31 protein-coding genes and 1 riboswitch are annotated in these 25582 nt (G+C 35.1%); of the genes, 26 read left to right on the top strand and 5 right to left on the bottom strand.

The window, feature by feature from the left end:
* Positions 1–186 precede the first annotated feature (186 nt).
* The 4 genes from MKY81_RS16985 to MKY81_RS16970 all read left to right on the top strand — a co-directional run bounded on the left by MKY81_RS16985 (position 187) and on the right by MKY81_RS16970 (position 3597).
* Positions 187–1761 carry a transposase gene (locus MKY81_RS16985; RefSeq protein WP_108071312.1) on the top strand — a complete coding sequence of 525 codons (1575 nt, stop codon included), beginning with the start codon at positions 187–189 and terminating at the stop codon, positions 1759–1761.
* A gap of 236 nt (positions 1762–1997) precedes the next feature.
* Complete coding sequence (locus tag MKY81_RS16980) at positions 1998–2606, top strand: LPXTG cell wall anchor domain-containing protein (protein WP_107958666.1); 609 nt, start codon at positions 1998–2000, stop codon at positions 2604–2606.
* A gap of 66 nt (positions 2607–2672) precedes the next feature.
* A complete protein-coding gene (locus tag MKY81_RS16975) occupies positions 2673–3290 on the top strand; it encodes a TVP38/TMEM64 family protein (protein ID WP_066234641.1) in 618 nt (205 codons plus the stop codon).
* A gap of 13 nt (positions 3291–3303) precedes the next feature.
* Positions 3304–3597, top strand: a complete 294-nt coding sequence (locus MKY81_RS16970) for a DUF5658 family protein (protein ID WP_066234643.1) — start codon at positions 3304–3306, stop codon at positions 3595–3597.
* Positions 3598–3617: 20 nt separating this feature from the next.
* Here MKY81_RS16970 and MKY81_RS16965 read toward each other — a convergent pair whose 3' ends face one another.
* From MKY81_RS16965 to mciZ, 4 genes are all read right to left on the bottom strand, one after another.
* The gene (locus MKY81_RS16965; protein ID WP_341118383.1) at positions 3618–3950 is read right to left on the bottom strand and encodes a helix-turn-helix domain-containing protein; all 333 of its coding nucleotides are present in this window, start codon (positions 3948–3950) and stop codon (positions 3618–3620) included.
* A gap of 102 nt (positions 3951–4052) precedes the next feature.
* Complete coding sequence (locus tag MKY81_RS16960; protein ID WP_107921359.1) at positions 4053–4181, bottom strand: anti-repressor SinI family protein; 129 nt, start codon at positions 4179–4181, stop codon at positions 4053–4055.
* Between the two features lie 42 nt (positions 4182–4223).
* Positions 4224–4332: riboswitch (cyclic di-GMP riboswitch) on the bottom strand.
* Positions 4333–4668: 336 nt separating this feature from the next.
* Positions 4669–5583 (bottom strand): aldo/keto reductase, encoded by a 915-nt coding sequence (locus MKY81_RS16955; protein WP_327991093.1) that lies wholly within the window; start codon positions 5581–5583, stop codon positions 4669–4671.
* Positions 5584–5652: 69 nt separating this feature from the next.
* Positions 5653–5781, bottom strand: coding sequence for a Z-ring formation inhibitor MciZ (gene mciZ / locus MKY81_RS16950; protein ID WP_084347829.1), 129 nt, complete (start codon positions 5779–5781; stop codon positions 5653–5655).
* Between the two features lie 101 nt (positions 5782–5882).
* On the opposite strand from mciZ, the gene MKY81_RS16945 reads away from it, so the two are divergent.
* From MKY81_RS16945 to MKY81_RS16850, 20 genes are all read left to right on the top strand, one after another.
* Positions 5883–6434: an NUDIX hydrolase gene (locus MKY81_RS16945; RefSeq protein ID WP_066234652.1), complete on the top strand. Its 552-nt coding sequence runs from the start codon at positions 5883–5885 to the stop codon at positions 6432–6434.
* Entirely contained in the window at positions 6431–7594 is a 1164-nt protein-coding gene (locus MKY81_RS16940; protein WP_066234655.1) for an endonuclease Q family protein, read from the top strand. Before MKY81_RS16945 ends, MKY81_RS16940 begins: the two co-directional genes overlap by 4 nt.
* Positions 7595–7641: 47 nt before the next feature.
* Complete coding sequence (locus MKY81_RS16935; RefSeq protein WP_244913471.1) at positions 7642–8832, top strand: class I SAM-dependent methyltransferase; 1191 nt, start codon at positions 7642–7644, stop codon at positions 8830–8832.
* 122 nt (positions 8833–8954) lie between these two features.
* Positions 8955–9605 (top strand): stage II sporulation protein M, encoded by a 651-nt coding sequence (gene spoIIM / locus MKY81_RS16930; protein WP_066234657.1) that lies wholly within the window; start codon positions 8955–8957, stop codon positions 9603–9605.
* A 111-nt stretch (positions 9606–9716) separates the two neighbouring features.
* On the top strand, positions 9717–10160 hold the full coding sequence (fur, locus tag MKY81_RS16925) for a ferric iron uptake transcriptional regulator (RefSeq protein ID WP_066234661.1): 444 nt from the start codon (positions 9717–9719) through the stop codon (positions 10158–10160).
* A 124-nt stretch (positions 10161–10284) separates the two neighbouring features.
* Positions 10285–10506 (top strand): YqzK family protein, encoded by a 222-nt coding sequence (locus tag MKY81_RS16920; protein ID WP_066234663.1) that lies wholly within the window; start codon positions 10285–10287, stop codon positions 10504–10506.
* A gap of 4 nt (positions 10507–10510) precedes the next feature.
* A complete protein-coding gene (xerD, locus tag MKY81_RS16915; RefSeq protein ID WP_066234666.1) occupies positions 10511–11404 on the top strand; it encodes a site-specific tyrosine recombinase XerD in 894 nt (297 codons plus the stop codon).
* A 210-nt stretch (positions 11405–11614) separates the two neighbouring features.
* Positions 11615–12802, top strand: a complete 1188-nt coding sequence (deoB, locus tag MKY81_RS16910) for a phosphopentomutase (RefSeq protein ID WP_327991099.1) — start codon at positions 11615–11617, stop codon at positions 12800–12802.
* Positions 12803–12815: 13 nt separating this feature from the next.
* Positions 12816–13649, top strand: coding sequence for a purine-nucleoside phosphorylase (locus MKY81_RS16905; RefSeq protein WP_066234669.1), 834 nt, complete (start codon positions 12816–12818; stop codon positions 13647–13649).
* On the top strand, positions 13646–14953 hold the full coding sequence (locus tag MKY81_RS16900) for a pyrimidine-nucleoside phosphorylase (protein ID WP_066234671.1): 1308 nt from the start codon (positions 13646–13648) through the stop codon (positions 14951–14953). Before MKY81_RS16905 ends, MKY81_RS16900 begins: the two co-directional genes overlap by 4 nt.
* A gap of 142 nt (positions 14954–15095) precedes the next feature.
* A complete protein-coding gene (locus tag MKY81_RS16895) occupies positions 15096–16256 on the top strand; it encodes a D-alanyl-D-alanine carboxypeptidase family protein (protein ID WP_325945929.1) in 1161 nt (386 codons plus the stop codon).
* Positions 16257–16424: 168 nt separating this feature from the next.
* Complete coding sequence (gene spoIIAA, locus MKY81_RS16890; RefSeq protein ID WP_325945932.1) at positions 16425–16775, top strand: anti-sigma F factor antagonist; 351 nt, start codon at positions 16425–16427, stop codon at positions 16773–16775.
* A 3-nt stretch (positions 16776–16778) separates the two neighbouring features.
* The gene (spoIIAB, locus tag MKY81_RS16885; RefSeq protein ID WP_066228815.1) at positions 16779–17219 is read left to right on the top strand and encodes an anti-sigma F factor; all 441 of its coding nucleotides are present in this window, start codon (positions 16779–16781) and stop codon (positions 17217–17219) included.
* Positions 17220–17231: 12 nt separating this feature from the next.
* On the top strand, positions 17232–17990 hold the full coding sequence (gene sigF / locus MKY81_RS16880; RefSeq protein WP_066228813.1) for an RNA polymerase sporulation sigma factor SigF: 759 nt from the start codon (positions 17232–17234) through the stop codon (positions 17988–17990).
* Between the two features lie 86 nt (positions 17991–18076).
* Complete coding sequence (locus MKY81_RS16875) at positions 18077–18697, top strand: stage V sporulation protein AA (RefSeq protein ID WP_327991103.1); 621 nt, start codon at positions 18077–18079, stop codon at positions 18695–18697.
* Positions 18657–19109 carry a stage V sporulation protein AB gene (locus MKY81_RS16870; RefSeq protein WP_341118381.1) on the top strand — a complete coding sequence of 151 codons (453 nt, stop codon included), beginning with the start codon at positions 18657–18659 and terminating at the stop codon, positions 19107–19109. Before MKY81_RS16875 ends, MKY81_RS16870 begins: the two co-directional genes overlap by 41 nt.
* A 45-nt stretch (positions 19110–19154) precedes the next feature.
* Entirely contained in the window at positions 19155–19727 is a 573-nt protein-coding gene (locus MKY81_RS16865) for a stage V sporulation protein AE (RefSeq protein ID WP_327991106.1), read from the top strand.
* A complete protein-coding gene (locus MKY81_RS16860) occupies positions 19717–21198 on the top strand; it encodes a spore germination protein (RefSeq protein WP_341118380.1) in 1482 nt (493 codons plus the stop codon). Before MKY81_RS16865 ends, MKY81_RS16860 begins: the two co-directional genes overlap by 11 nt.
* 139 nt (positions 21199–21337) lie before the next feature.
* A complete protein-coding gene (gene lysA / locus MKY81_RS16855) occupies positions 21338–22657 on the top strand; it encodes a diaminopimelate decarboxylase (RefSeq protein ID WP_341118379.1) in 1320 nt (439 codons plus the stop codon).
* Between the two features lie 361 nt (positions 22658–23018).
* Entirely contained in the window at positions 23019–23372 is a 354-nt protein-coding gene (locus MKY81_RS16850) for a GNAT family N-acetyltransferase (protein ID WP_066228794.1), read from the top strand.
* Positions 23373–23442: 70 nt separating this feature from the next.
* Here the strand turns inward: MKY81_RS16850 and MKY81_RS16845 are convergent, their stop codons facing one another.
* Entirely contained in the window at positions 23443–23991 is a 549-nt protein-coding gene (locus MKY81_RS16845) for a DUF309 domain-containing protein (protein ID WP_066228791.1), read from the bottom strand.
* Positions 23992–24229: 238 nt separating this feature from the next.
* Here MKY81_RS16845 and MKY81_RS16840 point away from each other — a divergent pair, with 238 nt between their 5' ends.
* Positions 24230–24985: a segregation/condensation protein A gene (locus MKY81_RS16840; RefSeq protein WP_341118797.1), complete on the top strand. Its 756-nt coding sequence runs from the start codon at positions 24230–24232 to the stop codon at positions 24983–24985.
* Positions 24972–25574, top strand: coding sequence for an SMC-Scp complex subunit ScpB (gene scpB / locus MKY81_RS16835; RefSeq protein ID WP_066228783.1), 603 nt, complete (start codon positions 24972–24974; stop codon positions 25572–25574). Before MKY81_RS16840 ends, scpB begins: the two co-directional genes overlap by 14 nt.
* Positions 25575–25582 lie beyond the last annotated feature (8 nt).

Below are 25582 nucleotides of genomic sequence, written 5' to 3'. Positions count from 1 at the left end.
GAGAAAGCCCACTCCTTTAGGGGTGGGATGAGAGAGAGGTCAGATACGGAGTGCCACGAAAACAGAATGTTTGTAGTACTTCAAGTATCTGAAAAATATCGTAAAAACTTGGGCATGTCCCTTGTTCTTTTATATTCAAAATAATATAATTATAGAAACATATGTTCGAATTGTAGGTGTTCACGAATGGCAAAAATATCTTCACCGAGTTTCGTATTATCGTTAGAGTTAAAGAAAAACCCTCTTTTATTTTCCGTAGCTTTTGATGAATTAGAAATTTGTAGAGCAATGTACAATACGATATTGAGCCAGTATTTGAAATTAGAAAAACAAATGAAACGGGAAAAACGTTATAAAAAACTTATTCGTCAATTGAAAGCTGTTTCGAAAAAATTAGAGAAAGATGAACAAAATAAAGCGTTGATAAAAGATAAAAAACAAATTAAAGATGACTTAAAAACATTAAGAGAAAAATACCACCTAACGGAATATTCTTCTCATGTATGGGTGAAGCCGATTCGTGAACACTTCGGTAATAGAGTGAATGCAGCTGTTGCTCAAAAAATAGCGACAAGAGCCTGGAATACTTTTAGTAGAAAATTGTTCGGGAAAGCTAAAAAGGTTCGTTTCATTCGAAAAGATGAAATGGATAGTTTTGAAGGCAAAACCAACAAAACAGGGTGGAGATACATCGATGGAAATATTGTATATAAAGATTTACAATCTCCATTAATCTTGAAAAAGAAAGACCAATATGCTTTAGAAATCATTCGTCATTTAGAAAAGAAAACAGAGTTTTCTTTTAAAGTAACCTCTAAAGGGGAAACAAAAACCGTTCAGGATTTTTATCGTGTCAAATATGTTCGTATCGTCAAGAAAGAAATTCGGGGAAAAGTGCGTTTATTTGCTGATCTAGTCATTGCTGGTTATCCACCGTCAAAAAACAGAAAACTTGGTAAAGGAAAAGTAGGTTTAGATATTGGTATCTCCACCGTCGCTGTTTCAGCTTTAACAAAAGTTTCATTGGTAAATTTAGCCGAGCAAGTAAAAGAGATATCCCGTGAAATTACGCTAACCCAAAGAAAGATGGATCGTTCAAAGCGTACCACAAATCCACAAAACTTTCATGTTGATGGGACCATTAAAAAGGGTAAGAAATACTGGGTGTTTTCAACGCGTTATAAAAAGCTTCGCGCGAAACTAAAAGAGTTTCATCGGAAACAAGCGGTTATTCGAACATTATCTCATCGAACATTAGCGAACAGACTGTTAGAATTAGGCGACACTTTCTATATTGAAACAATGAATTTTAAAGCACTGCAAAAGCGAAAAAAGGAAACTGAAGTTTCTGTAAAGACTGGTAAATATAAACGTAAAAAGAGGTTTGGAAAATCACTAGGACATCGAGCACCGGCAATGTTTGTTTCTATATTAGAAGGAAAGGTAAATCGTCTTGGAGGTTCATTTATTAAAGTTAATACGCATAAATTTAAGGCCAGTCAGTATTGTCATGTACGAGATGACTATATTAAAAAGGCTTTGTCACAACGTTGGCATCAGATAGATGAAAACACGAAAATTCAAAGAGATTTATATTCGGCATTTTTGTTAATGAACTCAAACGCATCTGGAACGAAAGCCAATCGAAAACGTTGTCACGAAACGTTTCCTATTTTTCAAAATCTACACGATTTTGAAATAAAGGAGATTCTAAGTCAAAAAAGGATGATCTTTAATTCAGGCATCATCCTAAATAATTAAGTGAATTTAAATTTGCGGTTTGATACAACCGAACTCGTGAGAGCCGAAAGATGCTGTTGGTAATGGAAACGAATGTTTCTTTGACAGCGAGTGTTCTGGAGAAAATTGTCTCAGTATCTGCAACCCTAAATGCCGAGCATACATTTTGTACGATCTGTGGCTGCCGGTCAGATGAAAGCAATAGATTCAGAACCCCACTGCTTTAGCTGTGGGAGTATCGGGAGGGTGGAGAGTGAATGAAAAAAATTCGAAAGTGGTTCCCTCTAATATTATTGGTTCTTATCCTTTTGCCAATAAATCATGTCGATGCACAAACAAGCGAAAATGAAATTAATATTGAGACGTCCCCGCATAAAATCTTATTCGACGTCGATAATATGAAACCCGGTGATTGGGCGATAAGGGACTATACTATTTTTAACAAAGGAAAACAGGATTTTGAATATACAGCTTCTGCTCAGTTTAAGTCGGGTTCAAAAAAGTTGTTTAAACAATTGGAAATTGAAATATCTGACAAGAACGGCGTATTATATAGTGGGAAAATTAAAGATTTTGATGGATTGGATTATCGAAAATTAGCCAAATCGGATGAAGAAACGCTTACGTTCAGAGTGGATTTTCCGGCAGAACTTGGAAATGAATATCAAGGTTTAACGAGTAAATTTACAATTAAGCTGTATGTTAGAGGAACTTTAGGCGGACTTTTACCAGCGGATGGAGGGGTCTTGCCGAATACAGCAACTAATATGTTTAACTTTATTGTCGGAGGCTTGATTTTAGTCATAGGTGGTGCGACAATGTATTTGTACCAACGAAGAAAATCAATCGATCTAAAAAAGATATAATAAGATGCGTATTCATTGAATACGCTATTTTTATAAATGCAATTTAAGAAAAAGAGGGAACTTAAGATGAAGCAAATCATAACATTAGTGATAACAATTTCTATAATCATCTTGGCCTATACACAAAAAGAAGGGATGCTTCATCTTATCGAATCAGGAGAAAGCACGGCCATAATTATTAGCCTACTTTTTGTTGCTTTGCTCGTATTCTTTCCTGTTACGCCGTTTGCGATTGTAGCGGGGATAATTGGTTCTGTGTTTGGGGTTTGGACGGGCTCGATTATTTCATTGTGCGGAAGTGTTTTCGGTTCGTTGATTATGTTCTTCGTGGCAAGATACGGATTCCAGCAATGGGTGCAAAAAGTACTTAATAAATATCCGAAAGCGAAGGAATACGAAAGCATTTTTCAAAAAAATGCATTTCTTGGAATTTTATTATTTCGTATAGCCCCCGTCATACCTGCGCCATTGCTGAATGTTCTCTGTGGTGTCAGTATGATTAGGTGGCCTATTTTCTTTATTGCTACTTTAATAGGAAAGTTTCCTTCAATTGTTATTTTTACGTTTGCAGGCAGTTTATTCGCTAGCAATAAATTACTCTCAGTCATAATTTATGGGACTTATTTTGTCATTATCGCAATAATCACAACTATTCATATCCAAAAAAGAAAAATACAAATGTGAATGGGGAGGTTCTATGATTGTTGCCTTTCATTGTTTGGCAGCACTAAATATCATTGATGCAGTAATTACGTTTATTGGTCTAAAGTTAGGTATGATAAAAGAGGCAAACCCATTAATGGATTATATATACAATCAACATTCAATCTTGTTTTTAGCAGTGAAACTGTCGTTTTCCTTCATATTATATAGTTTTCTATATGTAAAAAAAGTACCTGCAAAAAACATAGTAAAATACACGGCGTATATGGCCGTTTTGATTTACTCGTTTGTATTTTCACTTCATTTATATTGGATTGTAAAAATATAAAAGCGTCCAACTGAACGCTTTTATTTATTATTATTTAATTTCCATTTATTAAATTCTAAAAACTCACGGAACTCATCTTTCGATACACCAGAATTCATTGCTTCACGAACGAGAAGTTCCCAGTCTGAATCAAGTTCGTTTTCATCCGTTTTTTCAATCTCCTCATGTAATAAGGAGTTCACGGAAATTCCTAAAACGGCGGCAATTTTTTCAAGAAATTGAACAGAAGGATTGGATTGGATATTTCGCTCAATGGAGCTTAAATATGATTTCGCAACTCCAGCCTTTTCCGCAAGTTCTGATAAAGATAATTGTTTTTGAAGTCGAAAATTTTTAATACGCTGACCAATCATACACTTCTCACCTTCCTCCGAATTATTATAACATATAGCGAAGGAATTGTTTCATATTTAGAACAAAAAATACGCCTAACATATGAACTATGTACCCATTTTTTAAAATTTAACCTCCAGTTTATTTTTTGAAAAGTATTCTTTAATATCAGAAATACTTATTCCCATATCTATTGCATCCAAAATTAAGTTAACCCATTCTTGATCTAACGACTTTTCATCTACCTTCATTTGATTTTCCATTTTTATCCCCCTAAAATACGATGATAGTATTTAGGTAGTCCAGCCACCATAGTCGGGACACCGGGTTTCGCCTAGTATCCCAATCCTTAGATCTGTGACTTTGCGTCCCTATTTTTCAATAGGTTTGCCCTTTTCTGATGAAAATTACCTTCATTTTTGCTATTACTTATTGTCTATTCCCTACAAACCTGAGTATAAAGGATTAGATAGTTGGATACTCGTGGAATTTGTCGATGTCGAAAATACATTAATTTGCAGCAGATTGAATCAAATCTTGTAGATAATCAAAGAATTTTGTATTTTGATGTAAATTAAAGTCGATTTACTAACTTATTTATGTAACTTGACCGTCAAAGGCTTCTAAAAATAATACTTAAAAGTAATATATTTTGTCGAAAGTCATATATAGATGTAGAAATGTTTTTTTAGGATTATTCTGTTTATTTTTAAAAAAAGCTTTTTGTGAATGATCAAATCATCTGTGGTCTGTGTATTTATTTTGTTTAGTCAACTTAATTAATAAATCGCGTTCTTCTTTAGATAATGGACTCTTCTCAACTGCTTTGGCATTTTCCCTAATTTGTTCCGCGTTGCTGGCACCGGTAATTACGGAAGCAACTGATTCATTAGCTAAATTATACTGCAGAGCAAGTTCTGTCATTTTGCGGTTTCCCAGCAATAATTTATCCTTGATTTCTTGCATTAATTCAACTAATTCCTGATAGGAATAATCCAAATACCCTTTTTCCGAAATCTTTTCTATGCTTCTTTCGCTTAATATCCCTTTCGCAACAGGTCCTCTTGTCACCGCACTAACAGAATGTTCTTTTAAAAGAGGGAGTATGTCCTCTTCTGGACGACGATCTAGCAAACTATACTGGATCATTACGCTTACAATATTCGATTTTTGCACATATTCTCGGATGACATTTGGGCGAATGGAAGAGATTCCATAATATCTAATTAATCCTTCTTTTTTTAGTTCCTCAAAAGCTTCAATTGTTTCATCAATCGGATCTTGAATTGTCCCGCCGTGCAATTGATATAAATCGATATAATTTGTTTGTAGACGGTGAAGACTATTTTTTACCGCTTCTTTAATATAAGCTTTTGAGGGATCCCAATGCCAACTCGTTTTATCATCATTCCAGCGATTACCTACCTTAGTTGCGATAATGACCTGATCACGTACCGGTTTTAGTGATTTTCCAACTATCTCTTCATTTAAACCAAAGTCATAAAGATCAGCTGTATCGAAGTAATTAATTCCTACATCAACAGCGGCTTTCACAATCTCTTTTGCGGCAATTTCATTCGTCCCTAAAGACATACATCCAAGCCCTAACTTTGATACATATAATTCGGATGTTCCTAATTGATTTTTCTGCATGAAATTTAGTCCTTTCTTTCATTAGTAGAACTTATTTTATCGAAAAAAAGTGAGAAAAACCACTAATTGCTATTGTCCGGTTTTTTTAATCCAATCACTAACGTATTTATGCTTTTTCGCATAAAATTTAAGACTCTCTCTAATTTCCCAAGCCTTCCCACTTAAAATAATCCCTTTTGGTTGAATATAAATTTTCACTTGTATTCGCTCCTTGAAAAAACTCTAAGATTTTTTCGCATTTTTCTTTTTGTGTTAAAATGTATGAATGATGTCCAAGATTAGAACAGGGAGCAGATAAAATGCATAAATTCACTGAAAAAACATTGAAGACTGAAAAAATCTTTGAAGGAAAAGTGGTTCATTTACAAGTTGATGAGGTTGAACTTCCAAACGGAAAAACATCAAAGCGTGAAATCATTAAACATCCAGGTGCAGTTGCGATCTTAGCTGTTACCGATCAAAACAAAATTATTTTAGTTGAACAATTTAGAAAACCAATGGACAGGGCAATGATTGAGATTCCTGCTGGTAAATTAGAGCCAGGGGAAGAGCCGGAAATTACCGCTGTTCGGGAACTGGAAGAAGAAACGGGCTATGAATGCGATGCGTTAGAGCATATCACCTCCTTCTATACTGCACCGGGATTTGCTGATGAAATTTTACATTTATATTTAGCAAAAGGGTTAAAAAAGAAAGAACATCCTAAAGGTGCAGATGAAGATGAATTTGTTGAATTGATGGAGGTGACATTGGAAGAAGCAGTCAAATTGGTCGAGCAACAAAAAATTTGTGATGCGAAAACAGCCTATGCAATCCAATATTTACAATTAAAAGAGGCGAAAAAGAATTGAAGAAATACTTTGTTGATCTACATATTCATATCGGCCGTACAAAAACGGGTAAACCAGTTAAAATTACAGCTTCAAAAACATTGACACTTACAAATATTTTACATGCTGCAAAATTGCCAAAAGGACTCGATATGATAGGGATCATTGATTGTCATTCACCAGAAGTGATCGCCGAAATTGAAGATTTATTACAAAACGAAGAACTAGTTGAAATGGAAGATGGAGGTTTTAGCTTTCAAGATTCTGTCACACTTATTCCCGGTGTTGAAATAGAAGTGAATGATGAGAATTGTAAAGGTCCGCTCCATGTACTAGGTTATTTTCCTTCTCTTAAGAAAATAAAGGAATTTTCCAATTGGTATACTGGAAAAGTGAAAAATAATCAGTTAAGCACACAGCGAATTCGTGAAGATGCACGGAGTTTGCAGAAAAAAATCAAATCATTGGATGGCATTTTTATTCCAGCTCATGTATTTACCCCATTTAAAAGCCTTTATGGAAAAGGTGTAGAGTCATCACTAACAGAAGTATTAGATCCGAATTTAATTGATGCTATTGAGCTTGGCCTAAGTTCCAATACAGAAATGGCGGATCATATAAAGGAATTGCATGATTATACATTCGTTAGTAATTCCGATGCACATTCACTAGCGAAAATTGCCCGTGAATATCAAGTAATGAAATTAGAAGAACCGACCTTTCTTGCCCTAAAAAAAGCACTTCATCATAAGGATGGAAATGAAATTGTTGCGAATTATGGATTAAATCCTTACTTAGGAAAATATCATGAAACAACCTGTGCCAAATGCTTTACGAAAAAGATTGGTGATACATGCGAACAATGCGGTTCTACGAAGTTTACTAAAGGGGTGGCAGATCGAATTAAGGAATTAACAACTGCAAATTCAGTACCAGATCGACCACCATATATTCACCAAGTGCCACTAGATTTCTTGCCGGGTCTAGGACCAAAAACGATGGCAAAATTACTTGATCATTTTGGGACAGAAATGAATATTCTTCATAATGTCCCGAAAGAGGAAATCGAAAAACTAGTAAAAATGGACTTAGCTGAATTGATTATCAAAGCGAGAAATGGTGACCTACAGTTATCTGCTGGCGGCGGTGGACAGTACGGGAAAGTGTCTGATAAACAATAAATATTTAGACGCGTTTTAGTCCACCTTGTGAAATTACGGAGGGTTTTATGAAAGATAAAAATTATTTAGAATTAATTAAAGAAATCACAGTACGTCTTGTTGAGGAAAAAATTCCATATCATTTTATCGATTCCACATCGTTATGGCTGCAAGGTGTAGAAGTAGACCATTCGGAATCGGTTTTTGTTCAAGTTCAGTGGGATCTTTTTGACAATTGCTATCAGATTTTTCAAGATTTTGAACAAATAGGTAGGGAGAGAAATGAAAGATCTGCACTTTTTAAAGTGAAAAGTGCAGATTACACGATTCTTGTTCATTGTGATTTTAATACGACGATAAAAACAGATCCTTATCGAATCGAAATAATGAAGGAAAATCAATTATTTTACTGTATTTCTTTATATAAATATCTTTATTTTAACTCGAAAAAGATAAATACGCTCGAAATAGAAGCATATTTATCAAAAGAACAAGCTTTGGTAACCGAGCAAAATGAAGCAGCTTGGAATCAAAATAATTACGCTGCCCTTTTAAATCGCTATGGTGCGCCCGAAGAGATAGCAAATAAAATAATTGAAAATCCAAAATGGAGACTCCATCCTTTTTATAAATATCTCGACCCTTTAGCTAATAAGAAAGTGCTTCATTTATTAGGGTCAAATGGGATCAAGGGAGTGGCGATGTCATTACTTGGAGCAGATGTAACGGTAGTTGATTTTTCAAAAGAAAATGAAATGTTTGCGTTGGAACTAAGCGAAGCAGCAGGGACTAATCTTTCATATGTAGTTTCAGACGTACTATCACTACCTAACGAGCAATTTCATGACCAATTCGATATTGTCCTAATGGAGCTTGGAGTGTTGCATTATTTTATTAATTTGAATGAATTAATGCAAAAAATCTATCAACTATTACGAAAGAATGGTCGTTTTGTTTTGCATGAGTTCCATCCGATTTCAACAAAACTAATCACTTCAACAGGGAAGAAACATAAAGTGACAGGTAACTACTTTGATCCATCTATTGAAAAAAATCATGTCGCCTTTACAAAACATATGCCGGAGGATGAAAAAGCAAATTTACAACATGTTCTCCAACGAAAATGGACATTAGGTGAAATCATAACCTCTGCAGGGAGTTCTCAACTAGTTATTGAAACGTTAGAAGAAGAACCGAACCATAAAATTTCAGATATTGGCTTGCCAAAAACATTTACATTAGTTGCTAAAAAGCTGTAGCCCTATTAATAGGTACCTACAGTTTTTTTATTAAATAATTGATAGATTAGCATAAGATTTCATATCCTGCATAAGGTGATAATAAGAGATTTTGTTATCTAATTTAGTAGGAGGAAGTAAAAATGCGGAAAAAACAGTCGTTCTCTAATCCTATCATTCGTCATGTACAAGAATATTCCTCAATTTACTCATTTATCATTGTTCTGTTTTTAATGGGAGTCGTATTCGGGGCGGTTATTGTTAATAGCTTATCCTTTGATCAGAAAGAAGACTTATACTATTATTTAAACCAATTTTTTGGACAAGTATCGGATGGGAAGGTGGCTGCTCCTTCTGATTTATTTCGCTTAAGCTTTCTCCATAATGTGAAATTTCTAGGGTTAATGTGGATATTGGGAATTTCGATTATTGGTTTACCGCTTATCCTTATATTATTATTTATTAAAGGGATTGTCGTCGGATTTTCCGTTGGTTTTCTTGTTAGTCAAATGCATTGGGGAGGTTTTTTGCTTTCATTTGTTACGGTTTTGCCACAAAATCTTTTTATTATCCCGATGTTTATTTTTATCGCAGTGGTTTCCGTAGGGGTATCACTAAAATTAATACGCAAAATCTTTATTAAACAAAATATAGGTTTTCACATTTTTCCAATGCTTGCCCAGTATGTCATTGCTTTTGTTTTCGCTGTAGGGATCATTTCGTTAGCAGCAGGTGTCGAGGCCTATCTTTCACCAACTTTGATGAAAAGTGTCATGTCATATGTTAATAAATAATGATTATTAAATAATAAAAGCTACTCTTTAAATGTAATAATAATTTTATTTTGCATCTTTTCTCTTGCTTCTGTTATAATTAAAACGATAGTGGCGAGGGAGGATACTTCAATGGAAAGTCGTGTTGATAGAATAAAAAAACAATTGCATTCTGCAAGTTATAAACTAACTCCGCAACGTGAAGCGACGGTAAGAGTGTTGTTGGAAAATGAAGAAGATCATTTGAGTGCAGAAGATGTTTACCTCCTTGTTAAAGAAAAGTCGCCAGAGATTGGGCTAGCAACCGTTTATCGTACATTAGAACTACTAACAGAACTAAAGGTTGTAGATAAGATTAATTTTGGTGATGGTGTATCACGATATGATTTAAGACAAGAGGGAGCTGCACACTTTCATCATCATTTAGTTTGTATTGAATGTGGTGCGGTGGATGAAATCCAAGAAGATTTACTTGAAGATGTTGAAGCAATTGTTGAAAAACGCTGGAATTTTAAAATTAAAGACCATCGCTTAACCTTTCATGGGATTTGCTGGCGCTGTCAAGATAAAAAATAAAGAAGACGAATCTTAAAAAAACCTTTTCATTAATGAAAAGGTTTTTTAGGTATAATTTTTTGTTCCTTTGGCATAGCTTGTATTAGAATAGACAAATTATTTAGCGAAGGGAACGGACAATTTCATGTCTTGGATTAAAGTGATTGTACGTACATTAAAGGTTTTTATTTTATTTACTGGATGCACATTGCTATTTTATTATGGTATTATGTGGGTAAATCAAGAATATGAGGATTATCATCGTTATGATGAACCAAAAGGTACGGCGGTAAAAGTAAATTCGGTAAATCAGGAAGGTCCCAATTGGTTTAACCGCTTATTATTGTTTTATTTAGATGGGGAGTAATAGAATGCTTGATCGTTTAAGAGATTTTATTCATTTTATGATAGTAGAAAAAGGATTATCGAAAAACACGATTGTATCGTATGAAAGAGATTTAAAAAGCTATATAAACTATATGCAAAAAGTGGAACAGCTGGAAACATTAAATGAAATTACTCGTGTGCATATCGTCCATTTTTTAAATCATTTAAAACAACAAGGAAAGTCGGCGAAAACACTTGCACGACATGTTGCATCTGTCAGATCATTTCACCAATTTCTTTTAAGAGAAAAAGCAACCGACAATGATCCATCTGTTCATATAGAAACTCCGCAGACGGAGAGAAATTTACCAAAAGTACTAAGTTTATCAGAAGTAGAGGCCCTATTAGATGCGCCATCAGAAACAGGGATATTACCGTTAAGGGATAAGGCGATGTTAGAATTATTATATGCGACCGGAATTCGTGTAAGTGAACTGATAAATCTTAATTTAGATGATCTTCATTTAACAATGGGCTTTGTAAGATGTATAGGAAAAGGGAATAAAGAAAGAATTATTCCGATTGGTAAAACTGCTTCAACGATACTAGAATCCTACTTAAAAGATAGTAGACCAAAGCTTCGATCGAAACAATATCAAACAGAGGCCCTCTTTTTAAATCATCATGGCAATCGCTTAACAAGACAAGGTTTTTGGAAAATACTTAAAAGCCTTGCTAAAAAAGCAAATATCGAAAAAGAACTTACACCACATACATTGCGCCATTCGTTTGCGACCCACTTGTTGGAAAATGGTGCTGATTTAAGAGCAGTTCAAGAAATGCTCGGGCATGCAGATATATCGACGACACAAATATATACGCATGTATCGAAAACAAGATTAAAAGATGTATATTCGAAACATCATCCTCGTGCTTAATAATAGATTGAGAGAACCACTATTCTAGTGGTTTTTTCAATTGAAGGATTTAGTTGTAGAGTTGCTCTCTCCTTTGGTAAAATAGAGTTGTCAGACCTCTTACCTTGAAATACGATCAGCTTAATCGCTGGTTAACTTTTCGCACGAAGGGTAAGATATCTTTGTTAGAATGTAACCGTTTTAAATATTATTTGAAAGGAATGAAATAACTTGAGTAATTATACATACAAGCGAGTTCATCTTATTGTAATGGATTCTGTTGGAATTGGTGAAGCACCAGATGCAGAAAAATTTAATGATCTAGGTGCGGATACCTTCGGACATATTGCTGAAAAAATGAATGGTCTTAACATGCCAAATATGGGGAAATTAGGCCTTTCTAATATACGTGAGATTCAAGGGATTAAAAAAGCGGATAAACCCCTTGCTTATTATACAAAAATGCAAGAAGCATCGAATGGGAAAGATACAATGACTGGTCACTGGGAGATCATGGGGTTAAATATTTCTACTCCATTTCAAGTTTTTCCTAATGGTTTTCCAGATGAATTAATTTCTGAATTAGAACAAAAATCCGGTCGTAAAATAATCGGAAATAAACCGGCGAGTGGGACGGAAATTTTAGATGAACTAGGTAAAGAACATATGGAAACAGGTGCCTTAATTGTTTATACATCGGCTGATTCTGTATTACAAATAGCTGCTCATGAAGAAATCGTTCCATTGGAAGAACTTTATAAAATATGTGAGATTGCCAGAAAATTAACATTAGACCCCAAATATATGGTAGGACGTATTATTGCTCGTCCGTTTGTTGGTGAGCCGGGCAATTTCACGAGAACACCGAATCGTCATGATTACGCACTAAAGCCGTTTGATCGTACCGTAATGAATGAATTAAAGGACAATGACTTTGATGTTATTGCTCTAGGGAAAATTTCAGATATTTATGATGGCGAAGGTGTGACAGAAGCAATTCGTACAAAATCCAATATGGATGGAATGGATAAATTTATTCAAACATTCGATAAGGAATTTACCGGATTAAGCTTCATTAATTTAGTTGATTTCGATGCTTTATACGGTCACCGTCGTGATCCAATCGGATACGGAAAAGCATTAGAAGAATATGATGCTCGTTTACCTGAGGTTTTTGAAAAAATGACTGATGATGATCTTCTTATTATTACTGCTGACCATGGGAATGATCCTATCCATCATGGAACTGATCATACTCGGGAATATGTTCCGTTACTCATTTATTCAAAACGTTTTAATGGCGGGGCAGAACTTCCACTCAGAAAGACATTTGCAGATATAGGGGCAACCATTGCAGATAATTTCAATGTGAAGCTACCTGAATTTGGAACGAGTTTCCTAAAGGATATTCAAGGATAGAGGGGGAAAACCGGTGGAATACAATTTAATTGAACAAGCATCATTATTTTTAAAAGAAAAGTTTAGTAATCAACCAAAGATTGGACTTATTTTAGGTTCCGGCCTTGGCGTTTTGGCAGATGAAATTGAAAACCCGTTAAAAATTCAATATAAAGACATTCCTAATTTTCCTATTTCAACCGTTGAAGGGCATGCTGGTCAATTAGTATTTGGAAAGTTAAGTGGAAAAGATGTTGTTGCGATGCAAGGAAGATTCCATTATTACGAAGGGTATTCATTTGATCAAGTAACATTTCCGGTTCGAGTGATGAAAGAACTCGGTGTTGAAGTGTTAGTTGTAACAAATGCTGCAGGTGGAGTAAACAAAGATTACGAACCTGGGGATCTCATGATTATTTCTGATCATATTAATAATATGGGCAGTAACCCTCTTATCGGTCCGAATGATTCAAGGTTCGGCGCGCGCTTTCCTGATATGTCTGAGGCATATAATAAAGAATTACGCTCTCAAGCTAAAGAAATAGCAAATCAACTTAATATTAAAATTCAAGAAGGGGTATATGTAGGAAATACCGGTCCAACCTATGAAACTCCAGCAGAAGTTCGGATGATTAGAACACTGGGTGGAGATGCTGTAGGGATGTCGACGGTTCCGGAAGTCATTGTCGCTAGACATGCCGGCTTAAAAGTTCTAGGAATATCCTGTATTTCCAATATGGCCTCCGGGATATTAGATCAGCCATTAACACATGATGAAGTCATTGAAACGACGGAGAAAGTCCGAGCTGATTTTTTAACTTTTGTGAAAGAGATTGTCAAAAACATACAAGTTGGTGAAGAAAAATGAGAATGGTTGATTTAATAGAAAAAAAACGGGATGGCAAGGAACTCACGACTGAGGAAATTCAATTTATTATAGAAGGTTACACAAATAATACGATTCCGGATTATCAAATGAGTGCATTGACGATGGCGATTTATTTCCAAGGAATGAATGAACGTGAACGAGCAGATTTAACGATGGCGATGGTTCATTCAGGAGATACCATTGATTTATCTGCGATTGAAGGGATTAAAGTAGATAAACACTCAACCGGCGGTGTTGGAGATACAACAACATTGGTTCTAGGACCTTTAGTAGCAGCCTTAGGTGTACCAGTAGCAAAAATGAGTGGTAGAGGCCTAGGGCATACTGGTGGTACGATTGACAAACTAGAAGCAGTTAAAGGATTTCACGTTGAAATCGAAAATGATGAATTTATCCGACTTGTCAATGAAAATAAAATTGCCGTTATTGGTCAAAGTGGCAATTTAACTCCAGCAGATAAAAAGTTATACGCACTAAGAGATGTGACTGGAACTGTCAATAGCATTCCATTAATCGCGAGTTCAATTATGAGTAAAAAAATCGCAGCAGGTGCCGATGCCATTTGTTTAGACGTGAAAACCGGCGCCGGTGCATTTATGAAAACAATTGAAGATTCACGTGAGTTAGCCAAGGCGATGGTGAATATTGGGAACAATGTAGGCAGAAAAACGATGGCAGTTATTTCAGATATGAGCCAACCACTCGGTTATGCAATTGGAAATGCACTTGAAGTGAAAGAAGCGATTGATACATTACGTGGGGAAGGTCCGGAAGACTTAACCGAATTATGTTTGACACTTGGAAGTCATATGGTTTACCTTGCTGGAAAGGCAGCAACTCTGGAAGAAGCGCGCCAAAAACTATTAGAAGTTATTTCAAATGGAAAGGCGTTGGAATCATTTAAAATATTTTTACAATCTCAAGGTGGGGACCCTGAGGTAGTTGACAATCCTTCCAAATTACCACAAGCAAAATATACATTCGATTTACCTTCACTTGAAGATGGATATGTTTCGGAAATTATTGCTGATGAAATTGGAACGGCAGCAATGATGCTAGGAGCAGGACGTGCAACAAAAGAATCAGTCATTGATTTAGCAGTTGGAATTGTTCTTCATAAAAAAATTGGAGACGAAGTGAAAAAAGGGGAATCTTTACTAACAATATATGCTAACCAAGAACAATTTGAAGATGTAAAAGAAAAGCTCTATGCCAATATTAAAATTTCAAAACAAAAAGTTACCGCTCCAATCTTGATTCATGAAGAGATTGGAAAGGATTAATTTCTTTTTTACTGGATAAAAATGGGTCAGTTCATAAATGAACTGACCCATTTTTTATTTTTTTAGCTGTATAAAAAAACTAGAGATGGAAAAAATGGTGCTATGTATCTTGTTTAAAAAGAAAATCTTTGGAGGGGTCCAAATGAAAAAAGGTTTAAGTATTCTCGTTATTTATTTTTTAATGGCATCCATTCTCACTTCACAAGTGAAAGCTGCCGAAAAAACGACCGAATTAGCTTCGGATGCGAAATCTGCTATTTTAATCGAACGGGACACAGGAACAGTTCTATATGATAAAAATAGTCATGAAAAACTTCCACCCGCATCGATGACAAAAGTGATGACAATGATTTTAATAATGGAAGCGCTTGAGCAGAAAAAGATCTCTTTAAATGAAAAAGTGCGAACTAGTGAATTTGCCGCTTCGATGGGAGGCTCTCAAATATTTCTTGAACCAGGGGAAGAAATGACGGTTGAAGAAATGTTGAGAGGCATTTCGATTGGTTCAGCAAACGATGCATCTGTCGCAATGGCTGAGAAGATTGCCGGCAGTGAAGAAGAGTTTGTAGAAATGATGAATAAAAAAGCTGCTGAACTTGGACTTAAAGATACGAAATTCCAAAATGCTACAGGTCTACCTGAAAAGGACCATTATAGTTCGGCTTATGATATGGCCATAATGGCCAAAGACCTATTAAGACATGAAAACATTACAAATTTCACCGGAAAATATGAATCCTATTTACGCGAAAATACGGATAAAAAGTTTTGGCTCGTAAATACAAATAAACTTGTAAAATTTTATCCAGGTGTAGATGGTCTTAAAACTGGATTCACAAATGAAGCGAAATTTTGCTTAACAGCCACTGCGAAGAAAAACGGAATGCGTGTCATTGCTGTTGTATTTGGAGCACCTTCGACAAAAGTTAGAAATGCACAAGTAACGAAAATGCTAGATTACGCTTTTGCTATGTACACGACACACCCGTTATATAAAAAAGGACAATCATTAGGGAATGTAAAGGTTAGCAAAGGTGATAAGAAACAAATACAAGCCATTACGAGTGAACCGATTTCGGTTTTAACTAAAAAAGGTGAAAAAGTTGATCACCTTAAAAAATCGATTAAATTGAATGAAAAATTAAAAGCACCAATCAAAAAAGGTGACCAAATAGGTACAATAACTGTGAAAAAAGATGGGAAAATACTTGTTCAATCAAAACTTGTTGCAAATAAAGATGTAAAACAAGCCGGTTGGTGGAAATTATTTAAACGTTCCTTTGGTATGTTTACTAATAGCTAATTAAAATAAATGGTTTGCCTTGCTCGAGGCCTAGTCAAGGCACTTACGCTTTTCTAACGTCGAACGAAGACTAATTATGACGATATACTTCTAGTTTTGTCAGGAAGAAGGATTATTGCAGTAAAAAATCGAATTGACTCAATATAAAGCTAAAAGGAGGCTGCGAAATTGAGTCTATCGATTGATTTAGAAGTGAAAAAAGATGTTCTTTGCATCCGGTTAAAAGGAGAATTAGATCATCATACAGCAGAAACATTAAGGGAAAATGTATCAGGTGCAATTGAAAAATTTCATATCCAACACCTTGTCTTGAATCTTGATCAATTATCATTTATGGACAGCTCTGGTCTAGGCGTCATTTTAGGGAGATATAAACAAATCAAACAAAAAAATGGCGAAATGGTCGTTTGCGCAATCTCACCAGCGGTAAAACGTCTTTTTGAAATGTCTGGACTATTTAAAATTATACGTTTAGATGAATCAGAACAGTTTGCGCTGGAAAGATTGGGGGTTGCGTAATCGATGAGAAATGAAATGCAAATTCAATTCACCGCCTTAAGTCAAAATGAGTCCTTTGCCCGAGTCACTGTAGCAGCATTTATTGCTCAATTGGATCCTACCATTGATGAACTTACTGAAATAAAAACAGTTGTTTCCGAAGCAGTAACAAATGCTATTATTCATGGATATGAAGGGAATCCTGCAGGTATGGTCTATATTTCAGCAGCCATTGAAGATGGTGTTGTTGAATTGGTGATTCGTGATGAGGGGATTGGAATTCCTGATATTGAGGAAGCAAGACAACCTCTATTTACAACGAAGCCGGAATTAGAACGTTCCGGAATGGGATTTACCATTATGGAAAACTTTATGGACGACATAGAAATAGAATCACAACCTAGAGTAGGCACCATTATTCGTTTAAAAAAGCATTTGGCCTTCAAAAAAGCCTTATGTAATTAAGGAGTCGTGCCTATGGATGTGGAACTTAAGAAAGAGAAAACTCAAGGCTTTCTGAAGGATCATGAAGTAAAAGAGTTAATTCACAAAAGCCAGGAAGGCGATCAAGATGCGCGCGACCAGCTCGTTGAAAAGAATATTCGCCTTGTTTGGTCGGTCGTGCAACGTTTTTTAAATCGCGGCTATGATCCGGATGATTTATTTCAAATAGGCTGTATTGGATTATTGAAATCTGTAGATAAATTTGATTTATCATATGATGTTAAGTTTTCGACATATGCAGTTCCGATGATTATCGGAGAAATACAACGCTTTTTACGTGATGATGGTACAGTTAAAGTAAGTAGATCTTTAAAGGAAATTGGTAACCGTATCAGAAAAGCGAAAGACGAGTTAACGAAAAGTTTTGGAAGGGTACCTACTGTAAATGAAATTGCCGACTTCCTTGAAATTTCTGCTGAAGATGTCATTATGGCTCAAGAGGCAGGCAGGACGCCATCTTCGATTCATGAAACCGTATATGAAAACGATGGAGATCCCATTACACTTTTGGATCAAATTGCCGATCAAAATGATCAGAAATGGTTCGATAAAATTGCCTTAAAGGAAGCCATTAGAGGGCTGGATGAACGGGAACGATTAATCGTTTATTTGCGATATTATAAGGATCAAACACAATCCGAGGTAGCGGAAAGATTAGGGATTTCTCAAGTACAGGTATCTAGATTAGAGAAAAAAATATTAGAGCAGATGAAAGATCGCATGGGTTCATAGCCTGTGCGATTTTTTTCATGAATGAAAATGAGGCATTTCCACATACTACTATGTATCAAACACAAAATTTTTAGGGGTTGAAGGAAATGGAAAGTTTGATTTATTTGCGTCTTCGCTATCGTGTAGAGGTGAGGCCTGATAGCATAATTAAACTTTCAGATATCGCACAGATTATTGCGCCGGAAAATGTTCTGGCAGATTTAAAAAACCTGCCTGTTTATCAAGTGACAAAAAAAGATAAGAGTTCCGCAGTAATCGATATTATGGAGGTAATCAATGTTATTACTAAAAAATATGGAGCGGTTGATATCCAAACCATTGGTCCCACGCAAACAATCATTGAAATTATTTATAAAAAGAAGAAAGTTTCAATTCCGTTTTTCTTAGTAATCTGGATTCTCCTTTTTATAGGGTCTGCTTTAGCAATTATGAATTTTCATGAAGATGTAAGCATGAGAATCGTCCATCAGAAAATTTACCGAATGATCACGGGTCATGAGGTCTCGAAACCATTAATCCTTCAAATCCCTTATTCAATCGGCTTAGGATTGGGAATGATTATTTTCTTTAATCATATTTTTAAAAAACGCTTTAATGAAGAACCTAGCCCTCTGGAAGTCGAAATTTTTAATTATCAGCAAGATGTGGATCATTATGTCACATTAAATGAAAACAAAGAAAGTATTAAGCGCCTTGACGATGATTAATAACATTCTTTTTTTCATTATTGGCCTTTCAGGTGGGTTAATCGTAGGTTGCGGGTTAGTTGCGTTTTTATCAGTGCTTGGGATTATTCCGAGATTGGTTCAACTATCGAAAACAGCAAAAATGGTGTATCTGTACGAATGGGCTATTGTAATAGGCGCGATCTTAGGCGGCTGGGCTCAGCTAAGAGATGTTACGTTTCATTTAACCGTGTTATTGCTTATACCAATCGGACTAGGATGCGGTATATTTGTAGGAATGCTCGCTGCAGCTCTAACTGAAGTAATTAATGTCATCCCGATATTAACTAAGCGAATAGGAATTGATGGGCATTTAATTATCGCTTTAATGGCAATTGTTTTTGGGAAGGTGTGCGGTTCTTTATTTCATTGGATCTATTTCGTCGATCATTAAATAATCATATCTAAATTAAAAACTTTAAATGGAAAGGATTTTCGTATGAATAGTAAACGAAAGGTGATATTAATTACAGATGGTGATGATTATGCGAGAAAAGCAATTGAAACAATTGCTAAAGATATCGGCGGCAGATGTATTTCACAGTCATACGGAAACCCTTCTCATTTATCTGGACATGAAATCGTTAACCAAATTAAAAAAGCTCCAGTCGATCCGGTGTTAGTTATGTTTGATGATAGTGGCTATATAGGTGAAGGAAATGGAGAAGAGGCATTAATGATTGTCGCTACACATCCTGATATTGAAGTGCTTGGTGTTATTGCAGTTGCTTCAAAAACCCACCAAGCTGAATGGTCAAAAGTTGATGTATGTATTGATAGGGAAGGAAACTTGACCCCATACGGTGTCGATAAATATGGTATCCCCGAAATGGAATTAAAGAAAATTAATGGGGACACCGTCTATTGTCTTGATAAATTAAACGTACCGATAATTGTGGGTATTGGGGACATCGGAAAGATGGGGAAAATTGATCATTATACGAATGGCTCCCCAATAACGAGAAAAGCGGTTGATTTAGTATTAGAAAGGAGCGGGTATTATGACAAATGACCTAAATAGAAAAGAACCAATACCCAAAAATATCGAAGAACTAGAGAAGATATTTGAAAAAAGAATAGGATTGGGTGTAAGTTTTGATCTAGGTGTCCGACATATAAAGGTGTCAAAAAAGAATATCCAAATTTATTATATTAATGGATTAACCGATACGATATTTATCATCCATATTTTACGGGAATTAGTAGACTTAAATGGCTCGGATCGGCTTTCTAGTAGGATTTACGATATTATCCAAAATCGAATCGTAAATCAGTCGGTAGAAGTAGTGAAAACGATTGATGAAATGGCTGATCAAGTACTATCAGGATTGATTGCTATCGTTGTAGAGGGTGAAGGCGAAGCAATTATTGTCGATGTAAGAAGTTATCCAGGAAGACAGCCGATGGAACCTGATACAGAAAAAGTTGTTCGTGGATCACGTGATGGATATGTCGAAAATATTATCGTTAATACCGCTCTGACAAGAAGAAGAATTCGTGACGAACGATTGCGATTTGAAATTATGAAGGTGGGAGAGCGTTCGAAAACGGACGTTGCCATTAGCTATATCGAAGGTGTAGCAAATCCCGATTTAGTAAAAACAGTTAAAAAGGAATTAAAAACAATTGATGTTGATGGAATTACAATGGCAGATAAAACGATTGAAGAATTCCTTTTAAAACAAGGATATAATCCTTATCCACTTGTCCGCTATACAGAGAGAGCTGATGTCGGTTCCATTCATCTATTAGAGGGTCATGTATTAATTTTTATTGATACTTCACCAAGTGTTATGGTTACACCTGCAACCTTTTTTCACCATCTTCAGCACGCCGAGGAGTACCGACAATCAGCAGCCGTTGGAACCTTTATACGTTGGGTTCGTTACCTAGGGGTGCTTGCGTCCATTTTTTTACTACCATTATGGTATTTATTTGCTACTGAACCTAGTTTACTGCCCGAGCATTTAGAGTTCATTGGACCGAATAAACAAACAAATATTCCGTTAATTTTACAATTATTTATCGCAGATATGGGGATTGAATTTTTAAGAATTGCCGCCATACATACACCAACCCCTTTGGCTACGGCGATGGGATTAATTGCCGCTGTTTTAATTGGTCAAATTGCTGTTGATGTTGGTTTATTTGTATCGGAAGTAATTCTATATGTGTCGGTCGCGGCTATAGGTACATACGCGACACCAAGTTATGAATTAAGTGTAGCAAATAAAATTGCTAGGGTAGTATTGATGCTATTTGTTGCCTTCTTTAAATTACCGGGCTTATTAATAGGTGGAACTCTTTTTGTCATTTATTTAGCACATATTCGCGCATTAAATGCACCATATTTATGGCCATTTATCCCGTTTAATCCTCAAGCAATTACTCATATTTTAATTCGGAGAACGGTACCGGGATCGAAAATTAGACCAAGCATTGTGCATCCACGAGATCGTTTTCGACAACCAGCTGATAAGTAAAACAACCATTGCGAAAATGATCGTTTTATGATAAAGTTTAGCTAATTTATTATAAATATTGAATAAATAGACAGTTTGTCCTATTTGACAACTGTCTATTTATTCTTAAAAGGATTTTACATAGAAATGAGGAAAACTAATGTATTTTCATGGTACTTCAAAAATAAATGAAAACAACCATCTTGAAATTGGTGGCGTCGATACAGTTGAATTAGTTAAAAAATATGGAACGCCTATATATGTGTATGATGTTGCTTTAATACGTGACCGTGCCAGAGGGTTTAAACAAACCTTCGATAAACTAGGAATAAAATCACAGGTAGCATATGCTAGTAAAGCATTTTCTTCAATTGCCATGCTAAATTTAGCACATGAAGAAGGATTATCGTTAGACGTTGTGTCAGGCGGGGAATTATATACAGCAATTGCCGCTAAGTTTCCGGCGGATCGCATCCATTTTCATGGTAATAACAAGAGTAAAGAAGAATTAGAATTAGCCTTAGATTACAATATAGGCTGTATTGTCGTAGATAATTTTTATGAACTAGAATTGCTTGAGCAGCTCACACTGGAAAGAAATACCCAAATCGCAATCTTACTTCGTGTAACTCCTGGAATTGAGGCACATACCCATGATTACATTTTGACTGGCCAGGAAGACTCAAAATTTGGGTTTGATTTACAAAATGGTCAAGCGGAAGAAGCTCTTAGAAAATCACTAGAATCAGAGCACTTTAAGGTGTTAGGGCTTCATTGTCATATTGGTTCACAGATTTTTGAGACAACTGGATTTATTCTTGCCGCAAATAAAATTATCGAAAAGTTAGTTAAGTGGAATGAAAAGTATGCATATTTTCCATCTGTTTTAAATTTAGGCGGGGGATTTGGAATCCGCTATACGAGTGAGGACGCGCCATTAACCCCAGATAATTACGTAAAGGAAATTATTATAGAAGTACAGAAACAAACTAATTCCCATCAACTCCCTATGCCCGAAATTTGGATTGAACCAGGCAGATCACTAGTGGGTGAAGCAGGTACAACATTATATACTGTTGGGTCTAACAAAGACGTACCAAATGTACGGAAATATATAGCGGTTGACGGTGGAATGAGTGATAATATTAGACCAGCACTCTATGAAGCAAAATATGAAGCTGTATTAGCAAATCGACCTTTAGCTAAAGTAGAAGAAACCTATTCTATTGCTGGAAAATGCTGTGAATCAGGAGATATGCTAATTTGGGATCTCCCACTGCCTAATACAGTATGTAATGATATTTTAGCGGTATTTTGCACGGGCGCCTACGGATATTCAATGGCAAATAATTATAATCGAATACCGAGACCACCAGTCGTGTTCGTTGAAAATGGCGAAGACCAACTTGTGGTAAAACGAGAAACCTATGAAGATATTATCAAATTAGATCTGCCTCTCCATAGTAAGATTAATTTATAATTTTTTTCGGCTCATTTGCTTATTTTTCATATCTACAATTGAGCCGAAAAATATACCCACTACCCAATTAGCAGAAATTTGAATATGTTACATCATTTTTTTTGTGATTGCGTAAAGTATCTAAAATCGATACAATAGAGGGCGAATAACTTATTACATATAGATGATTTTATGGAAATAGGAGTGTTCTCTTTGAAAAAAAATAATATTTTACTATTTATTCTAATCCTTGTTTTAGCTTTAGGATGGGGACTCTACTATTGGTTGTACATCGTTTAATTATAGTGTTTAATATTGCCTGTCGATGTTTATAATGATAGAAAAGTATTCATAATATGTAGAAGGATAACGAGGGATATGCATGCTAATTAGATATAAAAAAGCTTTTGAAAAAATCGCCATGGGACTTCTGTCTTTCATGCCAAATGAAAAAGATATAAAAAAGCTGCAACAAACAATAAAACAATATGAAAATGAGGAAAATTGGCAGCTTTTTTTATGGAAAATAGAAGATGATGTAATTGGATTAATTGGGGTTCAATTAAAAGATCAGTTGGTTGAAATTCAACATATATCAGTGAATCCTTCTCACCGCAATCAAGGTGTAGGAAAGAATATGCTAAAATCTATAAAGCAGATTTACGAAGGAAAAACAATTTTGCCAAATGAATACACGGCAGCATTTTGTGAAAACTGTAACGATGAAGAACTGTAAGGCTGATCAATAGTGTTTGATTCATGATAATGAAACGGGGATTTATCGTTTTATTATGGTCAGCCTTATTTTAATTTTTAAGTTGTAATTTTCGTTCTCTCTTCAAACGTTTCGTTATGGCTGAGAGATACCTTTCCATTTCGATACTTGTCCGATCTCGTACTGCGTGTCGATGAATAATTGTGTAGTCATCTCCCGCGTTTTGTTCCCCCCATCTAAACCCTAGCTCCTTACATTTACTTTTACATATAGTAAGTAACCTTTCATCATTAATTTTTATATTGATACTTTCGTATTCTTCATTATTTTTCATTCTTGTAAGCTGTGTATTCATTTTATTAAATAGATCATTCACATCTATTTTTAATGTGATCAGAATATTTTTATTCTCAATTAAATTATTTAATGCTTTTTTCATTAAACGGATGGCGCCAACAATGTTCGAGCGTCGATAATGGTATTGCGAAACGGCTAATTGAATTAAGCCAACCCACACTGAATGGCGATTTTTGATATCGGTTAGTTTCCAATGCTCTTCTAAAAGTTCATGGCACTCAAAATAATCTCTATCACCGTGAAAATGCACTAAATATTCAATATATGCTTCCGGTATTTTCATTACATAACTCACTCACTTTCAACTTATGTAAGTGTAACATAAATTACTGTTTATTTTATACATATAGCTAGGAAAATCATTTCCAAAAAGCTTAATTGTTTGGATTGTTTTAATATGGAGTTGCATAATTTTGGTACAAAAACCGTATGGAAAAATTTTTATTGGACTGCAGAAGATATTCCACTATACTAATAATATTGGGGTTATTTTTTACTAGAGGCATGAAATTGGTGATATGATGGAATATAATGTGAAAATTGATGCATTTGAAGGACCTTTAGATTTACTTCTGCATTTAATTAATCGGTTAGAAATAGATATTTATGATATACCTATGGCTGAAATATCTGAACAATACTTATTATTTATTCATGCGATGAAGGAATTGGAATTGGATGTTGCTAGTGAGTATTTAGTTATGGCAGCAACATTACTCGCAATTAAAAGTAAAATGTTACTTCCTAAATATGAAGATGAATTGGAAGATGAGTTTGAATATGAAGAAGATCCTAGGGATGATTTAGTTGAAAAACTAGTAGAATATCGAAAATATAAAGAAGCAGCTATCGAGCTAAAGCAAATGGAGCAGGAACGTGGACAAATGTTTACAAAACCTCCAAGTGATTTAACGGAATATATGAAAGACATCCCTTCGGATCAATTTCAAGGGGATGTTTCTATATATGATATGATAGGGGCGTTGAATAAATTATTGCGCAGAAAAAAGTTGCAAAAGCCACTATCGACAAAAATCACAAGACAGGAAATATCAATTGAAAGCCGTATGGAAGAAATATTAAAAGATCTTACGATTGAAAAGGGCAAGCAAAATTTTAATACACTCTTCCCTGTACCTGAAAAAAATCATGTGGTCATTACATTTCTTGCTATTTTGGAATTAATGAAACGAAATGAAATTTATGTTGAGCAAGATGGCAATTTTGAAGATATTTTCGTAGCAAGGATGGGAGCGAGTATGATTGGAACAAATTAATTGGAAAGGCATATTGGAAAGCTTACTTTTTGCTGCTGGGGATGAAGGTTTGTCATTAAAACAAATAATGACAGTTATGGAGCTTGAAGAATTTCAAGCGATCGAACTAGTTGAACAATTGAAACAGGATTATGAAATGCAAAATGACCGCGGAATTGTTATTGTCGAGCTGGCGGGTACCTATCAATTAGTAACGAAGAAAGAAAACTCACTTTATTTGAAAAGACTAGTTGAATCTCCGGGGATGAGTACACTTTCACAAGCAGCATTGGAAACACTTGCCATTATTTCTTATAAACAACCAATAACAAGAATTGAGATCGAAGATATACGTGGAGTGAAAACGGAACGTCCATTGCAAACTCTTACTTCTAAAGGTCTGATAAAGGAAGTTGGCCGTGCAAATGGTGCAGGAAGAGCTAGATTATATGGAACGACTAAAGAATTTCTAGATTATTTTGGTCTAAAAGATATTAAGGAATTGCCGCCTCTTCCTGAACCAACAGACAATGATTTTGAACAGGACGATGCAGATCTATTTTTTGAAAAATTTCAAGAAACATTGGAATCTAATAAAGATATTGAATAGAACAGATT

The sequence above is a fragment of the Heyndrickxia sp. FSL W8-0423 genome (assembly GCF_038009395.1).
In the GTDB taxonomy this organism is placed as follows: domain Bacteria; phylum Bacillota; class Bacilli; order Bacillales; family Bacillaceae_C; genus Heyndrickxia; species Heyndrickxia sporothermodurans.
Note: the sequence above shows the minus strand (reverse complement) of the source record. Positions and strands in the feature narration are given on the sequence as shown.

Coding starts and splice junctions, on each gene's coding strand:
- MKY81_RS16985 (WP_108071312.1), top strand. CDS start 187: ATGGCAAAAATATCTTCACCGAGTTTCGTATTATCGTTAGAGTTAAAG.
- MKY81_RS16980 (WP_107958666.1), top strand. CDS start 1,998: ATGAAAAAAATTCGAAAGTGGTTCCCTCTAATATTATTGGTTCTTATC.
- MKY81_RS16975 (WP_066234641.1), top strand. CDS start 2,673: ATGAAGCAAATCATAACATTAGTGATAACAATTTCTATAATCATCTTG.
- MKY81_RS16970 (WP_066234643.1), top strand. CDS start 3,304: ATGATTGTTGCCTTTCATTGTTTGGCAGCACTAAATATCATTGATGCA.
- MKY81_RS16965 (WP_341118383.1), bottom strand. CDS start 3,950: ATGATTGGTCAGCGTATTAAAAATTTTCGACTTCAAAAACAATTATCT.
- MKY81_RS16960 (WP_107921359.1), bottom strand. CDS start 4,181: ATGAAGGTAGATGAAAAGTCGTTAGATCAAGAATGGGTTAACTTAATT.
- MKY81_RS16955 (WP_327991093.1), bottom strand. CDS start 5,583: ATGCAGAAAAATCAATTAGGAACATCCGAATTATATGTATCAAAGTTA.
- MKY81_RS16945 (WP_066234652.1), top strand. CDS start 5,883: ATGCATAAATTCACTGAAAAAACATTGAAGACTGAAAAAATCTTTGAA.
- MKY81_RS16935 (WP_244913471.1), top strand. CDS start 7,642: ATGAAAGATAAAAATTATTTAGAATTAATTAAAGAAATCACAGTACGT.
- spoIIM (WP_066234657.1), top strand. CDS start 8,955: ATGCGGAAAAAACAGTCGTTCTCTAATCCTATCATTCGTCATGTACAA.
- fur (WP_066234661.1), top strand. CDS start 9,717: ATGGAAAGTCGTGTTGATAGAATAAAAAAACAATTGCATTCTGCAAGT.
- MKY81_RS16920 (WP_066234663.1), top strand. CDS start 10,285: ATGTCTTGGATTAAAGTGATTGTACGTACATTAAAGGTTTTTATTTTA.
- xerD (WP_066234666.1), top strand. CDS start 10,511: ATGCTTGATCGTTTAAGAGATTTTATTCATTTTATGATAGTAGAAAAA.
- MKY81_RS16900 (WP_066234671.1), top strand. CDS start 13,646: ATGAGAATGGTTGATTTAATAGAAAAAAAACGGGATGGCAAGGAACTC.
- MKY81_RS16895 (WP_325945929.1), top strand. CDS start 15,096: ATGAAAAAAGGTTTAAGTATTCTCGTTATTTATTTTTTAATGGCATCC.
- spoIIAB (WP_066228815.1), top strand. CDS start 16,779: ATGAGAAATGAAATGCAAATTCAATTCACCGCCTTAAGTCAAAATGAG.
- sigF (WP_066228813.1), top strand. CDS start 17,232: ATGGATGTGGAACTTAAGAAAGAGAAAACTCAAGGCTTTCTGAAGGAT.
- MKY81_RS16875 (WP_327991103.1), top strand. CDS start 18,077: ATGGAAAGTTTGATTTATTTGCGTCTTCGCTATCGTGTAGAGGTGAGG.
- MKY81_RS16870 (WP_341118381.1), top strand. CDS start 18,657: ATGAAAACAAAGAAAGTATTAAGCGCCTTGACGATGATTAATAACATT.
- MKY81_RS16865 (WP_327991106.1), top strand. CDS start 19,155: ATGAATAGTAAACGAAAGGTGATATTAATTACAGATGGTGATGATTAT.
- MKY81_RS16860 (WP_341118380.1), top strand. CDS start 19,717: ATGACAAATGACCTAAATAGAAAAGAACCAATACCCAAAAATATCGAA.
- lysA (WP_341118379.1), top strand. CDS start 21,338: ATGTATTTTCATGGTACTTCAAAAATAAATGAAAACAACCATCTTGAA.
- MKY81_RS16850 (WP_066228794.1), top strand. CDS start 23,019: ATGCTAATTAGATATAAAAAAGCTTTTGAAAAAATCGCCATGGGACTT.
- MKY81_RS16845 (WP_066228791.1), bottom strand. CDS start 23,991: ATGAAAATACCGGAAGCATATATTGAATATTTAGTGCATTTTCACGGT.
- MKY81_RS16840 (WP_341118797.1), top strand. CDS start 24,230: ATGGAATATAATGTGAAAATTGATGCATTTGAAGGACCTTTAGATTTA.